The sequence below is a fragment of the Palleronia sp. LCG004 genome (genome assembly GCF_032931615.1).
Lineage (GTDB): Bacteria > Pseudomonadota > Alphaproteobacteria > Rhodobacterales > Rhodobacteraceae > Palleronia.
Genome location: NZ_CP136759.1, coordinates 457,790 through 472,190, shown reverse-complemented (window position 1 = coordinate 472,190; position 14,401 = coordinate 457,790). Strand labels below are relative to the sequence as shown.

Genomic DNA, 14,401 nt, shown 5'->3' with positions numbered 1-14,401 from the left:
CAGACGGCGCGCGCGCCGTTAGGCTCGGCGCTGCGATGGCGAAACGGATCCTTCTTCTCGGGGCCACGGGCACGATCGGGCGCGCGACCTGCGATGCGCTGCTCGCGCGCGGGCACGAGGTCGTCTGCCCCGTCCGCCCCGGTGCGCGCGCGCTGCCCGAGGGCGCGATCCGGCGGGACTGCGATCCGTCCGATCCGCATGCCCTCGCCCGCGACGGTATCGGGCGCGCGCGGATCGACGCCGTGATCTCCTGCCTCGCCTCGCGCAGCGGCGCACCCGCCGAGGCGTGGGAGATCGATCATCGCGCGACACGCGACGCGATCGCCGCGGCGCGGAACGCGGGCGCGGGCCAGGCCGTGCTCCTCTCGGCGATCTGCGTGTCCCGTCCGCGTCTCGCCTTCCAGCACGCCAAGCTCGCGGCCGAGGCGGATCTCATCGCCTCGGGGATGACATATTCGATCGTGCGCCCCACCGCCTTCTTCAAGTCGCTGTCGGGTCAGATCGACCGCGTCCGGGACGGCAAGCCGTTCCTCGTCTTCGGCACGGGCGAGGCGACGTCCTGCAAGCCGATCGGCGATCGCGACTTGGCGGAGTTCCTCGCAGGCTGCCTCGACGATCCGGACCGGCGGAACCGCATCCTGCCCGTCGGCGGGCCCGGCCCAGCCCTCACGCCCCGCGCGCAGGCCGAGATCCTCTTCCGCCTCACCGGGAGGAGGCCACGCTTTCGCAGGGTCCCTCCGCAGCTCCTCGGCCGTATCGCCGCGGGCCTGTCGCTCGCGGGACGGGTCTCCCCGGCCATGGCGCGGAAGGCCGAACTTGCGCGGATCGGTCAGTATTACGCCACGCATTCGATGCTGGTCTGGGACCCGGTCGCCTGCCGCTACGATGCCGATGCGACGCCCGAATACGGGACCGAGCGTCTCGAGAATCACTATGCCCGCCTGATCGAGAGCGGCGGGAGCGCGAATCTGGGCGATCACGCCCTCTTTTCGCGGCCCGACCGGACCAGCGTGTAGATCCCGCTGCCGACGATCAGCACCCCGCCCGCGAGGGTCGAGAGGTCCGGACGCTCGCCGAAGACCAGAGCCGCCAATCCGATCGCGAAGAGCAGGCGCGAGTAGCGGAACGGCGCCACCACCGAGATCTCCCCAAGCCGCATCGCGCGCGTCAGCGCCCAGTAGGCCGCCACTCCGGCGATCCCCGCCGAGACGAGCCGGAAGAGCGCGCCCGCATCGGGCGCCGGCCCCGCAGGCTCCACCGCCATGATGACGAGCCCCGCGATGATCGTCATGGTGAAGCCCGCGAGCCCCAGATGCCCGGTGGAGAGGGTCGGCGAACTCGCCCGGGTCGCCACGTCGCGCGCCGCGAAGCCCAGCGTCCCCGCCACAGCGAAAAGCAGCGCGGGCGAGAAATCCGCCCCGAACGGCTTGAGCACCACGAGGACCCCCGCGAACCCCACGCCCATCGCGATCCAGCGCCCCCACCCGACCCGTTCGCCCAGAAAGACCACCGCGCCGAGCGTCACGACCAGCGGCGCGGCCTGCAGGATCGCGGCCGTCGCCGAAAGCGGCACGAAGGCCAGCGCCAACGCATAGAAGAGCCGCCCCGCCACCTCGCAGACCGACCGCCAGAACATCGCCCGGGACAGGAACGCGCGCGTCAGGAACGGCCCGCCCGAAAGCGTGACCATCACGGCGAAACACGAAAATCCGAACAGCCCGAAGATCAGGGTCGCGAGGCCGGGCGCGACCCGCATGGTCGCCGATTTGAAGAACACGTCCTCCACGGCGAAGGCGAGCATGGCGATCACCATGAAGAGGCTGCCGCGCAGGTTGTCCGACGCGTGGGTGCCGCTCACCCCCCGAGCCGGTCGAGCAGCGCCTGCGCCGCCTTCTGTTCGGCCGCGCGCTTGTTCGTGCCCTCGGCGCGCTCGGTCTCGCCGGTCTCGAGGCGGACCTCGATCGTGAAGCGCGGGGCGTGGTCGGGCCCCTCGCGCGCCGTCTCGACATAGCGGGGCGGGTTCAGCGCGCGCGCCTGCGCCCATTCCTGAAGCGCGGTCTTCGCATCGCGGCTGTCGGCATCGACCTTGGCGATCCGGTCGCCCCAGAGCCGCAGCACGGCGCGTTTCGCCGCCAGATAGCCGCCGTCGCGATAGATCGCCGCGATGACCGCTTCCATCGCATCGGCCAGCAGCGCCTCCTTCCGGCGTCCGCCTGACATCATCTCGGACCTTCCGAGCCGCAGCACGGCACCCAGATCGGCGTCGCGCGCCACCTCGGCGCAGGTCTCCTTCCGCACGAGGGCGTTGTAGCGGGGAGCCAGATGCCCCTCGGGGGCATGCGGATCGGCCTCGAGCAGCGCCTCGGCCATGACGAGGCCCAAAACCCGGTCGCCCAGGAATTCCAGCCGCTGGTTGTCGGGCCGCGAGGCGGACGCGATCGAGCCGTGCGTCAGCGAACGGATCAGGAGATCCGGGTCGTCGAACTCGTGGCCAAGCCGCAGGGCAAAGGCCTTCTGCTCGGCCGAAAGCTTCACACGATCTCCTCGAAGAAGCGGTCGCCGCGCCAGGTCCAGAAGAACAGCATCGAGCGGCCCGCCGACGAGAAGATCACGCGATCCGCGCGGCCGATGAGGTTCTCGAACGGGACGAAGCCCACGCCCATCGCGTTGGGGCTGACCCGGCTGTCGGTCGAGTTGTCGCGATTGTCGCCCATGAAGAAGAAATGCCCGGCGGGCACGGTGTAGACGTCCGTGTTGTCGAGGCGCGAATTGCGGATGTTGAGGATATCGTGCGATACGTCCGTGCCGGGCAGCGTCTCGATGAACCGCTCCTTCACGCAGTCGCCGCCGATGCCCACGCCCTGGTTGGCGCATTGCGGCAGGTTGCCGATCGGGCCCTGCTGCTCGAACGTCTCGATGAACTCTCCGGCCGGCTCCTGCGGGGCCTCCTCGCCGTTGATGAAGAGCACGCCGTCCCTCACTTGCACACGGTCGCCCGGAAGGCCGATCAGGCGCTTGATGAAATCGCTGCCCGTGACCGGATGGCGGAACACCACGACATCGCCGCGCTCGGGCTGGGACCCGAACCAGCGGCCATCGATGAAGGTGCACATGGCAAAGGGGCACGAATATTGCGAATAGCCGTAGGCCATCTTGTTCACGAACAGGAAGTCGCCCACGAGAAGCGTGTCCTTCATGGACCCCGAGGGGATCCAGAAGGGCTGAAAGAAGAGCGTCCGGAAAATCCCGGCGATCAGCAGGGCATAGACGACGGTCTTCACCGTCTCGAAGATGCCTTCCTTCTTTTCGGCCTTGGCCATCGGCGCGCGTCCTTTCGTGGAGATCGCCGCTTCATGGTTGGCCCGGCCCGACGTGTCAAGCGGCGGGCTCTGCCGCCCCCTTGCCGTAGAGGTTGAGCACGTCCTCCTCCATCACGTGACCGGCCCAGTCGATCCCGCCATCGCTGGCCGCGTCGAATTCCTCCAGCGAAAGACCGTGATAGACGAAATACCGGTCATCCACATGCGGCCGCCCGGCGGCGAAGACGATCCGCGAAATGCCCGCGAAACGCATCGCGCCCAGGCACATCTCGCAGGGCTGAAGCGTCGTGACGAGCGTCAATCCCTTCAGATCCGCGCTCTCGCGGGCCTCGCAGGCGGCGGCGATGGCGACGATCTCGGCATGGCGGGAGGGGTCGTGATCCAGATGCACCTCGTTGTCGCCCCAGGCGAGGACGTCGTCCTCTTCCATGACGGCGGCGACGATCGGCGCGTCGTGGCCCTTCTCGGCCAGCCCCTGCGCGCGGGTGATGGCGCGGGCAAGCGTGCCCTTCTCGGCGTCGGTGGGTTCCGTCTGGGGCATGGGGGATCCTCTCGTCCTCGGGCGACCTTGGCCCCGAACGTGATCCGGCCTGCGCGGTTCCGGTTCCGATCAGCCCCGGTGCGCGTCCAGACGTCGCGCCTCGATCACGACGAAGGCCTGCGCCCACGGGTGATCGTCGGTGAGGCTCACGTGGATGACCGCCTCGAACCCCTCGGGCGTCATGGCGGCGAGACGATCCGCCGCCCAGCCCGTGACCTCCATCACCGGCTGGCCGGTCTCGAGATTGGTGACCGCCATGTCCTTCCAGGCGATGCCCATCCGCAGGCCGGTTCCCAGCGCCTTGGAACAGGCCTCCTTCGCGGCCCAGCGCTTGGCATAGGTGCCGGCGACATCGGCGCGCCGCTCGGCCTTGGCCTGTTCGCGGGGCGTGAAGACCCGGTTGCGGAACCGGTCGCCGAACCGCTCGAGCGTTCCGGCGATCCGGTCGATATTGGCAAGGTCCGTGCCGATCCCGAGGATCATGACGACCGTCCCGCGCTCAGTGCGCCGCCCGCAGGACGGTGCCTGCCCCGCGCGACGGCCGGCGTATTTGGAAAAGCAAAGAGGAGCGGTCGCGCGCGCCGATCAAGCGCCGCGGTCGTCATCGTCCGTATCGGTCTCGTCCTCCGCCTCGTCGTTCGGCAGGTTGAAGAAACTCTCGGCGTCGGGCACGTCATGCGCCGTCTCCTCGAGCTCCTCGCCGGTATTCGACAGGCTGAACGTCTCGAGCCCCGAGATCGCGGAAGGCATCTTCGGCTCGGCCTCGCCGCCGAGGCTCTGCTCGGTCGAGACGAGCTTGCGGCGCTCATCGTCCGACATGACCTGACCTTCGCGCGCGCGCTTGGCATTGGCCTTCTGGACCTGCTGGTCGAGTTCGCTCTGCTTGCACAGGCCAAGCGCGACGGGGTCGATCGGCTCGATGTTGTTGATGTTCCAGTGCGTGCGCTCGCGGATCGCCTGGATCGTGGGCTTCGTCGTGCCGACGAGACGGCTGATCTGCGCATCGGCAAGCTCGGGGTGGAACTTCACCAGCCACAGGATCGAGGCGGGGCGGTCCTGACGCTTGGACAGCGGCGTGTAGCGCGGTCCGCGACGCTTCTCCTCGCCGACAGCGGCGGGGTTGAACTTGAGCTTGAGCCTGTGGGTCGGGTCCTTCTCGGCGCGGTCGATCTCGTCCTGCGTGAGCTGGTTGTTCGACACCGGATCGAACCCCTTCACGCCGGCGGCCACGTCGCCATCGGCGATGCCCTGCACCTCGAGCTCGTGCAGGCTGCAGAAATCGGCCACCTGCTTGAATGTGAGGGTCGTGTTGTCGACCAGCCAGACGGCCGTGGCCTTTGCCATGATCGGTTTATCGGACATCGCGAGCGCTCCATCGTTCAAACAAGGCTTCCCCGTGGCCCGGGTCCAGGGGCCGGGTCCCGGAAAGGGACCCAAGTTCGCAGTGTCGGGGAACTTCGGAAAATCATATAGGGAAATGTGCCTCCCAAGGAAAGACCCCAAATGTTCCGGATGCTTCTCGCCGCACTGCTCGTCCTTCCGCCGGCCGGTCACGCGCAGGACCGCGCGGGGCGGTTCGACTACTATGTGCTGTCGCTCTCGTGGTCGCCGACGTGGTGCGCGCTGACGGGGCGCGAGCGCGGCTCGCCGCAATGCGACGAGGCGGCAGGGTTCGGCTGGGTGCTGCACGGGCTCTGGCCGCAATACGAGACCGGTTACCCCGAATATTGCGAGCGCGTGACGCGCGACCCCTCGCGGCGCGAGACCGCGGCGATGGCCGATATCATGGGCGACGGAGGAGCCGCCTGGCATCAGTGGAAAAAGCACGGTCGGTGCACCGGCCTGCCGCCCGAGACGTATTTCGCCACCTCCCGCGCCGCGTTCGAGGCCGTCCGCCGCCCCGCCGCCCTGCGGGATGCGGATCGCCCCCTCCGGCTCCCCGCCCGCGCGGTGGAGGAGGCTTTCGTCGCGGCCGATTCTGCGCTCTTTGCGGATGGCGTGACGGTCACCTGCCGCGCGGACCGGATCCAGGAGGTGCGGATCTGCCTCGACCGTGATCTCGCGCCGCGGCGCTGCGGGGCGGACGTGATCCGCGACTGCACCCTTTCGGACGCCCTGATGGAGCTTCCGCGCTAGAGGACGGGCATCCCGCCGTCGTCCACATCCTCCGGCATCGCGTCGAAATCGACGGGAGGGCTCTCGTCGCACCACGTGACGCGCTTGAACTCGAACCGGTGCTCGTTACCGTCGCTCGAATCATGGGAGACGAGGCACCAGCCGATCATCCGGTCCCCCTCGTAGAGCTCGACGAGGCCGCGCAGATGACGCAGATACTGCCCTTCGACCGAAAATCCGGTCCGCCAGCGGCGGCGAACGGGCATGCGATGGCCGTTCGAGACGATCGTCACGGGGGGTGCCCTGCGATCGCGTGCAAGCGACATGTCGATGTCGCTGAGACAGAATTCGTCCATTTCGACCCCCTTCCCCCGTTGCGATCCAAGGTGACGCAAACGGGCAAAAAATCAAGTCTCGACAAGGGGGAAGATGCACCGATCGGGTGCGATTCGATCACGACCGGTTCATCGCGCGCGGGACGCCCGCATCCGGCGTGCTAGGTCCCGCAGCGACGAAGAATGGAGACCTGGCATGGGCAAGCTGATCGACGGCGTCTGGAAGGACGTCTGGTACGACACCGAAAGCACCGGCGGCGCGTTCGAGAGATCGACCTCCGACTACCGCAACTGGATCACCCCCGACGGAAGCCCCGGCCCGACGGGCGAAGGCGGGTTCGAGGCCGCGCCGAACCGCTATCACCTCTACGTGTCCTATGCCTGTCCCTGGGCCAACCGTGCCCTCTTCTTCCTCAAGCTCAAGCAGCTCGAGGACATCATCGACGTGTCGGTCGTGCATCCCGACATGCTGGGCGACGGCTGGACCTTCGATACCGATTTCGACGGCACGACCGGCGACAAGGTCTACGGCCTGCCCTTCGCGCGCGACATCTACCTCCGGGCCGATCCGGAGACGACGGGCCGGGTCACCGTGCCGATCCTCTGGGATCTCGAACGCGAGACGATCGTGTCGAACGAATCGGCCGACATCATCCGCATGCTGAACTCGGCCTTCGACGGGATCACCGGCAATACCGACGATTACTGGCCCGAGGATCTGCAGGACGAGATCGACCCGATCAACGACCGCGTCTACGAAACGGTCAACAACGGCGTCTACAAGGCCGGCTTCGCCACCACGCAGGAAGCCTACGAGGCGGCGGTCTTTCCGCTCTTCGACAGTCTCGACTGGCTCGAATCGATCCTGGCCGAACGGCGCTACCTGCTGGGCGACAGGATCACCGAGGCCGACTGGCGGCTTTTCTCGACGCTGGTGCGGTTCGATCTGGTCTATCACCTGCACTTCAAGTGCAACCGCAAGCGCATCATCGACTACCCGAATCTCTGGGCCTACACGCGCGAGCTCTATCAGTGGCAGACGCCCGATGGCGGCACGATCGCCGACACGGTGCATTTCGACCATATCGTTCGGCACTACCATTACAGCCACGACACCATCAATCCGAACAGGATCATTCCGGTCAATCCGGACCTCGACTGGTGGGAGCCGCATGGGCGGGATGTCGCGCTGCCGGTGACGTGACGGCCCCGTGACTTGTGACGGGCGCGCGGGATGCTACTCCTCGGCCGACATCCCCAGACCGGAGCCTCGCCCATGCGTCTCGCATTCGCCACCCTGACCCTCGCCCTCGCAGCCGGAGGGGCGTCGGCGCAGGTCTCCTGCGGCGGCAGTTTCGACGATTTCCGCGCGGCGATGGAACAGGAGGCCGTCGCCCGCGGCACCGATCCGGGCGTCGCGCGCGACTTCTTCGACGGCACGCGCTTCGACCAGCGCACGATCGACGCGGATCGTCGGCAGGGGGTCTTCACCCTGCCCTTCACCGATTTCGCGCGCCGTCTGATCTCGAACGACCGGATCGAGCGCGGGCGCGCCAACGCGCAGCGCCACGACGACGTGTTCGACCGGGTGGAGCGCGAATACGGCGTCTCCCGCGGCGTGCTTCTCGCCTTCTGGGCGTTCGAGACGGATTACGGCGCTGTGCAGGGCGACTTCAACACGGTCAACTCGCTCATGACGCTGGCCCATGATTGCCGACGCCCCGAGCTCTTCCTGCCCCAGGTCTTCGCGGCGCTCGAACTCTTCCGGCATGGCGATCTCGACCCGGACACCACGACCGGGGCCTGGGCGGGCGAAATCGGGATGGTCCAGATGCTGCCCGAGGACATCCTCGAAAACGGCGTGGACGGCGATGGCGACGGTCATGTCCTGCTCAAGACATCGGTGCCCGACGCCTTGATGTCCGGCGGCAAGATGCTGCAATCGCTGGGCTGGCGGCCGAACGAGCCATGGCTCGAGGAAGTCACGCTGCCGCAGGATTTCGACTGGGCCGCGACGGGGCTCGAGACGACCCGCCCGGTGTCCGAATGGCGCTCGCTGGGTGTCGCGGCACGCGATGGCGAATTCGACCGGCCCGACCTGCCGGGCTCGATCATCCTGCCTCAGGGACGGTTCGGCCCCGCCTTCGTCGCCTATCCGAATTTCGACGTCTATTTTGAATGGAACCAGAGCTTTACCTATGTGCTGACGGCGGCCTACTTCGCCAATCGTCTCGACGGTGCGCCGGTCTTCGATGCCGGTAATCCTCCCCCCGCCCTGTCCGACGGCGAGATGCGCGCGCTTCAGGAGCGGCTGGCCGCACGCGGCCATGACGTGGGAGAAATCGACGGCATCCTGGGCGCGGGCACGCGGTCCGCGATCCGTGCCGAACAGAGCCGCCTCGGCATGCCCGTCGATGCATGGCCCACGCGCGAGCTTCTGAAGGCGCTCTGACGTTTCAGTGCCGCGTCGCGCCGCATCCCGCATGCGGCGCGGCGGGCCCCGCCGACCGCGCGAGCCGCAGGAACACCTGACCGAGCGCCTCGGCGATGGCGACCAGCCTGAAGGCCGCGGGCCCCGAGACCAGCGTCGCCGCGAACAGCATCGCATCGTCGCGATCGCGCATGGCGGCCGCCGCGATCATCTGCGCGAACGCCGCCTCGTCCCCGCAGAAGCACGGACATTCGAGCCCGTGGCGCATGATCCTGCGCCGTTGACCGGCGATCATCGTCCGCATCAGGTCGTCGAACTCTTCCACCGCGGCAAAGACCTCCGCCGGCGGCAGCACCCGCGCGATCTCCCGCGCGATCAGGGCCCGGCCCTCCCCGCCATCGCACCACGCACGGTCGAGCCCGATCGCCACCCTCTCCAGCGCGGGAAGCTCGCTCAGCTGCCCCACGGGCGCGGCCCCGCGCGGATGGCCGGTCTCTGTCTCGGGAAAGGTCGCTCGGATCATGGGGGAACTCGCTTCGGATGGGGCCTGTCGGATCGCTCGATCCATTCCTGACCGAAATACTCGGAAAGTCAATCGCGACGTTCGTACCACTCCCCCCACATAAAAAAGGGCACGGCGACCCCCGTCGCCGCGCCCTCCGGCACATTAATCCGTTTCCCTTGGAATCACGCGCCCCTTGGAAAGCGCTTGGTCTCCTCCAGAACGTTCAGATCCATATGGTTGCGCATGTACCGCTCCGACGCGACGCGCAGCGGTTGATAGTCCCATGGGTAGTATCCGCCCTGCCGGAGCGCCTCGTAGGTGACCCAGCGGCGCGCCTGGCTTTCGCGCACTTCCGCGTCGAAGCGGTCGAGGGTCCACCGGCGGGAGGTTTCGCGGCGAAACCTCTCCAGCGTTTCGGCGTGTTCCGGACGGGCCGCGAGGTTGATGAGTTCGTGCGGATCGTCAACCAGATCGAAAAGTTGTTCAGGGTCGAGCGCGCAGGCGGTGTATTTCCAGCGTCCCTGCCGCAGTGCGACGAGGGGCGCGTAGGACCCTTCGGCCGCGTATTCCATCGCGACCGGGCTGTCGCGCGAGCCGCCCTGCCCGAGCGGGACGAGCGTCTCGCCCGTCGTCCACGGGGAAAGTTCGGAGATATCGATGCCCGCCAGATCGCAGAGCGTCGCGCAGACGTCGATGGTCGAGACGGGCGTCTCGTCGAGCCCCGCCTCCATCCCCGGTGCCGAGATCATCAGCGGCACGCGCGACGAGCCTTCGAGGAAGCTCATCTTGTACCACAGCCCCCGCTCGCCCAGCATGTCGCCGTGGTCGGAGACGAAGAGCACGATCGCCTCCTGTTCCGTATCGTCGAGGACCTTCAGGATCTCGCCGATCTTGCCGTCGAGATAACTGATATTGGCGAAGTAGGCCCGCCGCGAGCGGCGGACATCCTCGGGCGTCACGTCGAAATTCCCGCGATCGTTCGCGTCGAGGATGCGCTGCGAATGGGGATCGTGATCCTCGTAGGGCATCTCGGGGACCTGCGGCATCAGATGGTCGCAATCCTCGTAGAGATCCCAGAATTCCCGACGCGCCACGTAAGGATCGTGGGGATGGGTGAAGCTGGCCGTCAGGCACCAGGGGCGCGAATCCTGCCCCCGCGCGGCGTCGTAGATCCAGGATTTCGCGCAATGGGCCACGTCGTCGTCGTATTCCATCTGGTTCGTGATCTCGGCCACGCCCGATCCCGTCACCGACCCCATGTTGTGATACCACCATTCGATCCGCTCGCCGGGCTTGCGGTAATCGGGGGTCCAGCCGAAATCGGCCGGATAGATGTCGGTCGTCAGACGTTCCTCGAACCCGTGGAGCTGGTCGGGGCCCACGAAATGCATCTTGCCCGACAGGCAGGTCCGCCAGCCCGCCCTGCGCAGGTGATGCGCGTAGGTCGGGATGTCGGAGGCGAATTCGGCGGCGTTGTCGTAGACGCGCGTCCGGCTGGGCAGCAGCCCCGACATGAACGACGCGCGGGCCGGCGCGCAGAGCGGCGAGGCGGTATAGCAGTTGCGGAACCTGCGCGAGCGTTCGGCCAGCCGTTTCAGATTGGGCGCGTGCAGCCACTCGGCCGGCCCGTCGGGAAACAGCGTTCCCGTCAACTGATCGACCATGAGGATGAGGATGTTGGGCTTCTCCACGCGGGCGGACCTCCTGCTTGCGTCGTGTGGCGCGGAGCCTAGCAGCCGCCACCCCGCGCGCAACCGCCCGCCCGCCCGCCGCTCAACGCCCGTCGCTGAGGCGGAAGGTCTTTTCCATCCAGTCGATCAGAACGTCCGCGTTGTAGGTGCGCCGGCCGTGATCGGGCACGACGATGTATTGCCGCTCCTCCGGCCAGAGCGCGGGCAGGTCCAGCGGTTCGAGCCGGCCGTCCGACAGGGGCCGTTCGAGAAGCCCGGTCCAGCCCAGCGCCACGCCCTGCCCGTTGATCGCGGCGAAGACGGAATCGGAATAGCTGCTGAACCTGAGACGCGGACTGGCCATCGGACCGGACCAGCCGCTGCGCTTGAGGAACCGCGTCCAGTCGAGCCAGCTCGGCTCGGGCGCATCGCTGTCGATGAGCGCGGCGCGGCCCTGCCCGGCGAGTTCGGCAAAGGTGATGCCCGCAAGCTGGCGCGCCAGATCGGGCGCACAGACCGGCACGATGGCCTCGCGCAGCGATCCCACCACGGTCATGCCCGCGAAGGGGGGGCGCCCGTAGCGGACCGCGACGTCGATCTGGCGATCGCGCGGTGCGTTCCAGATATCCTCGGAAATGACCCTGAGGCCCAGCGACGGCGCGCTTTCGCGAAAGGCCGACAGCGCGGGCAGCAGTCGGAAATGACCGAAGGCCACGGAGACGGCGACGGTCAGATCGACGCGCGGGGCCTGCGTCGCCTCGACCGCATCGGCGAGCCCGTCGAAGGCCCCGATCACGGCGGCGTAGAGGCGCGCGCCCTCCTCGGTCAGATAGGCATGGCGGTTGGCGCGGGTGAAGAGCGCGACGCCGATCTCGTCCTCGAGCGTCTTGATTCTCCGGCTGACGGCGGCCTGCGAGACGCCCAATTCGTCGGCTGCGCGCGTAAAGCTTTCGCAGCGCGCCGCGGCCTCGAACGAGATCAGGGCGGAGAGCGACGGAATCTTGCGTCTCAGTCGGTGCATCGGAGGGCTTTCACGACCCGATCCATAACCTGCGCGTATGGATCACGACCCCATTTGTGCAGTTGTGACAGAATCACGTCAAGCTACCTTGGCCCTGTTTTCCAAGGAGGGAACGCCAAGATGCTCGATATGCTCCAAGCCCGCAAGCACGCGGATGTCGCCACGCTCCTTTCGGAATACCGGCCGGGATACACGCTTCCCGCGGCGCTCTATACCGGGCAGGAAGCCTTCGACGCCGATTGCGACACGATCTTCGCGCGGCACTGGATCGCGGTCGGCGTGTCGTGCGACGTGCCCGAGCCGGGCGACGTGATCTCGGTCGATATCGGGCCGTCGTCGATCGTCATCCTGCGCGACGACGACGACGCGATCCGCGCCTTCCACAACGTGTGCAGCCATCGCGGCGCGCGGCTGGTCCCGGCCGGACGCAGCGTGGTCGGCAAGCTGGTCTGCCCCTATCACCAATGGACCTACGACCTGGACGGCGCGCTCGCCCTCGCGCCGCATATGGGCGTCGATTTCGAGCGCGACCTGCACCACCTGCGTCCCGTGGCGCTGCGCGACGTGGGCGGCATTCTCTATGCCTGCCTGTCGGAGAACCCGCCCGAGGATATCGCGGAGCTCGAGAAGGTGATGGAGCCGCGGCTCGCCACCTACGACCTGCGCAACTCGAAGATCGCGTTCGAGCAGGACGTCATCGAGGAGGGCAACTGGAAGCTCGTGATGGAGAACAACCGCGAATGCTATCATTGCGCGTCGAACCACCCCGAGCTGAGCCTGTCCTTCCACGCCGCCGATTTCGGCTATGACCCCGAGGGCATGACCGATACCGAGAAGGCCGAGGCCAACGCGCTGCTCGATGCCTATGCGCGCTACGGCGAGCACTGGAAGGCCGAGGGGCTGGACTACGAGGCGGTCGAGCACACGCTGGACTGGCCCACGAATTTCCGCACCCAGCGGCTGATCATCGCGGGCCTGGGCGAAAGCCAGACGCCCGATACCCGCGCGGCGGTCAGCCTGCCGCTGGGACAGGCCGACAAGCCCTGGATGGGGGACGTGCATCTCTGGGGGATCAACTCCTGGAACCACGTGATGTCGGATCACGCGGTGGTCTTCGCGGCCTATCCGCTGGGGCCCGACCGGACGCTGGTGCGCACCAAGTGGCTGGTCCACCGCGACGCGGTCGAGGGCGAGGATTACGACCTCGAGAACCTGATCTCGGTCTGGTCGGCGACGAATGCCGAGGATGCGGCCCTCGTCAAGATCGCGCATGAGGGGGCCTCGTCGGTCGGCTATCGCCCGGGCCCGTATTCCAGGTTCACCGAGCGGCAGCTCAGCGACTTCACGCAATGGTATGTCGACCGCATGGCGGCGCATGGTCATCGCGCATGACGCAGGCCGACCTCGCCGCCTGGGGCGCGCGGCGTCGCCGCCGCTTTCCCCCCGACCGCTGGGGCACGCTCGTCTGCCGCGCCGCCTGGGACGAGGTTCCGGGCGTGCGCACCTTCCTGCTGACCCCCGAGGATGGCAGCCGGATCGAACATGATCCGGGCCAGTTCATGACCTTCCGCATCGACGCGCCGGACGGCCGGATCGAGCGGTGCTATACCATCGCGTCCTCCGCCGCGCGGGATGCGGGGATCGAGATCACGGTCAAGCGGCAGGCGGGCCACGGCTCGAACATCCTGCACGACACGCTCGCCGTCGGCGGCACGATCGAGGGCTACGGGCCCTCGGGCAGCTTCGGACCGGCCAAATGGGGCGACGGGGCCTATGCGCTGATCGCGGCGGGAAGCGGCGTGACGCCGATGCTGTCGATCCTGCGGACGGCGGCCGACCGGGGGATCGACCTCGACGCGGTGCTGATCCAGGCGGCCCCCACGCCCGAGGACATGATCGCCGCGGACGAGATCGCGGCGCTCAGGCGGCGTCTGCCGCGGCTCGTCGTGACGCAGGTGCCCACGCGGGGGCCGGGCGCGATGCGGCCCGACGAGGGCATGCTCATGCGGATCCTGCCCGATTTCGCCGAGCGGACCGTGCTCTGCTGCGGGCCGGTGGAGTTCATGGCGATGGTGCGGACGGCCGCGCGCGAGGCGGGCGTGCCCGAGGACCGCTATGGCGAGGAGAGCTTCGATTTCTCGGCCGCCGAGACGGAATGGGTCGCCACCGACGAGACGCCCGTCAGGACCGTGACCTTCGCCAAGAGCGGCAGGACCTTCGACTGCCCAGAGACCTCGACCATCCTGGGCGCGGTGAAGGCGGCGGGGCTTCCCCTGCCCTCGTCCTGCTCGCGCGGCATGTGCGGGACCTGCAAGACGTTCAAGCATTCGGGCGAGGTGCGGATGGCCCATGACGGCGGCATCCGCCAGCGCGAGATCGACCGCGGCTTCATCCTGCCCTGCGTGAGCCGCCCGCTGAGCGACATCGTCCTCGATTGCTGAGGGCGTCCGGGCCGCGGGAGGC

The 14,401-nt window shown here is 67.8% G+C and carries 16 protein-coding genes; 6 read left to right on the top strand and 10 right to left on the bottom strand.

The window, feature by feature from the left end; all coding sequences use genetic code 11:
* Window positions 1-35 precede the first annotated feature (35 nt).
* Window positions 36-1,016: an NAD(P)H-binding protein gene (locus RVY76_RS02280; RefSeq protein ID WP_317375554.1), complete on the top strand. Its 981-nt coding sequence runs from the start codon at window positions 36-38 to the stop codon at window positions 1,014-1,016.
* On the opposite strand, the gene RVY76_RS02275 is transcribed toward RVY76_RS02280, so the two are convergent.
* The 6 genes from RVY76_RS02275 to RVY76_RS02250 form a co-directional block, all read right to left on the bottom strand.
* Window positions 977-1,858, bottom strand: a complete 882-nt coding sequence (locus tag RVY76_RS02275) for a DMT family transporter (RefSeq protein ID WP_317375552.1) — start codon at window positions 1,856-1,858, stop codon at window positions 977-979. The two genes, RVY76_RS02280 and RVY76_RS02275, sit on opposite strands and share 40 nt — an antisense overlap.
* Complete coding sequence (gene rnc, locus RVY76_RS02270) at window positions 1,855-2,535, bottom strand: ribonuclease III (RefSeq protein WP_317375551.1); 681 nt, start codon at window positions 2,533-2,535, stop codon at window positions 1,855-1,857. Before rnc ends, RVY76_RS02275 begins: the two co-directional genes overlap by 4 nt.
* Window positions 2,532-3,320: a signal peptidase I gene (gene lepB, locus RVY76_RS02265; protein WP_317375549.1), complete on the bottom strand. Its 789-nt coding sequence runs from the start codon at window positions 3,318-3,320 to the stop codon at window positions 2,532-2,534. Before lepB ends, rnc begins: the two co-directional genes overlap by 4 nt.
* Before the next feature lie 55 nt (window positions 3,321-3,375).
* Entirely contained in the window at window positions 3,376-3,861 is a 486-nt protein-coding gene (locus tag RVY76_RS02260; RefSeq protein WP_317375547.1) for a nucleoside deaminase, read from the bottom strand.
* Between the two features lie 69 nt (window positions 3,862-3,930).
* The gene (gene acpS / locus RVY76_RS02255) at window positions 3,931-4,344 is read right to left on the bottom strand and encodes a holo-ACP synthase (protein WP_317375546.1); all 414 of its coding nucleotides are present in this window, start codon (window positions 4,342-4,344) and stop codon (window positions 3,931-3,933) included.
* 102 nt (window positions 4,345-4,446) lie between these two features.
* Complete coding sequence (locus tag RVY76_RS02250) at window positions 4,447-5,223, bottom strand: DUF1013 domain-containing protein (RefSeq protein WP_317375545.1); 777 nt, start codon at window positions 5,221-5,223, stop codon at window positions 4,447-4,449.
* A 141-nt stretch (window positions 5,224-5,364) separates the two neighbouring features.
* Between RVY76_RS02250 and RVY76_RS02245 the strand changes: the two genes are divergently transcribed.
* On the top strand, window positions 5,365-5,997 hold the full coding sequence (locus RVY76_RS02245; RefSeq protein WP_410796003.1) for a ribonuclease T2 family protein: 633 nt from the start codon (window positions 5,365-5,367) through the stop codon (window positions 5,995-5,997).
* On the opposite strand, the gene RVY76_RS02240 is transcribed toward RVY76_RS02245, so the two are convergent.
* Window positions 5,994-6,332 (bottom strand): hypothetical protein, encoded by a 339-nt coding sequence (locus tag RVY76_RS02240; RefSeq protein ID WP_317375543.1) that lies wholly within the window; start codon window positions 6,330-6,332, stop codon window positions 5,994-5,996. The genes RVY76_RS02245 and RVY76_RS02240 overlap by 4 nt on opposite strands.
* Before the next feature lie 175 nt (window positions 6,333-6,507).
* Here RVY76_RS02240 and RVY76_RS02235 point away from each other — a divergent pair, with 175 nt between their 5' ends.
* Together RVY76_RS02235 and RVY76_RS02230 are read left to right on the top strand one after the other, a co-directional pair.
* Complete coding sequence (locus tag RVY76_RS02235) at window positions 6,508-7,515, top strand: glutathione S-transferase family protein (RefSeq protein WP_317375541.1); 1,008 nt, start codon at window positions 6,508-6,510, stop codon at window positions 7,513-7,515.
* Window positions 7,516-7,587: 72 nt separating this feature from the next.
* Window positions 7,588-8,763, top strand: a complete 1,176-nt coding sequence (locus RVY76_RS02230; RefSeq protein WP_317375540.1) for a lytic murein transglycosylase — start codon at window positions 7,588-7,590, stop codon at window positions 8,761-8,763.
* 4 nt (window positions 8,764-8,767) lie between these two features.
* Here RVY76_RS02230 and RVY76_RS02225 read toward each other — a convergent pair whose 3' ends face one another.
* The 3 genes from RVY76_RS02225 to RVY76_RS02215 form a co-directional block, all read right to left on the bottom strand.
* Complete coding sequence (locus RVY76_RS02225) at window positions 8,768-9,265, bottom strand: hypothetical protein (protein WP_317375539.1); 498 nt, start codon at window positions 9,263-9,265, stop codon at window positions 8,768-8,770.
* A gap of 164 nt (window positions 9,266-9,429) precedes the next feature.
* Window positions 9,430-10,938 carry a choline-sulfatase gene (betC, locus tag RVY76_RS02220; RefSeq protein ID WP_317375537.1) on the bottom strand — a complete coding sequence of 503 codons (1,509 nt, stop codon included), beginning with the start codon at window positions 10,936-10,938 and terminating at the stop codon, window positions 9,430-9,432.
* An 82-nt stretch (window positions 10,939-11,020) separates the two neighbouring features.
* Window positions 11,021-11,938 carry a LysR substrate-binding domain-containing protein gene (locus tag RVY76_RS02215; protein ID WP_317375536.1) on the bottom strand — a complete coding sequence of 306 codons (918 nt, stop codon included), beginning with the start codon at window positions 11,936-11,938 and terminating at the stop codon, window positions 11,021-11,023.
* Between the two features lie 120 nt (window positions 11,939-12,058).
* Between RVY76_RS02215 and RVY76_RS02210 the strand changes: the two genes are divergently transcribed.
* Entirely contained in the window at window positions 12,059-13,330 is a 1,272-nt protein-coding gene (locus RVY76_RS02210; protein WP_317375534.1) for an aromatic ring-hydroxylating dioxygenase subunit alpha, read from the top strand.
* Window positions 13,327-14,379 carry an iron-sulfur cluster-binding domain-containing protein gene (locus RVY76_RS02205; protein ID WP_317375533.1) on the top strand — a complete coding sequence of 351 codons (1,053 nt, stop codon included), beginning with the start codon at window positions 13,327-13,329 and terminating at the stop codon, window positions 14,377-14,379. The genes RVY76_RS02210 and RVY76_RS02205 overlap by 4 nt, the downstream gene beginning before the upstream one ends.
* Window positions 14,380-14,401 lie beyond the last annotated feature (22 nt).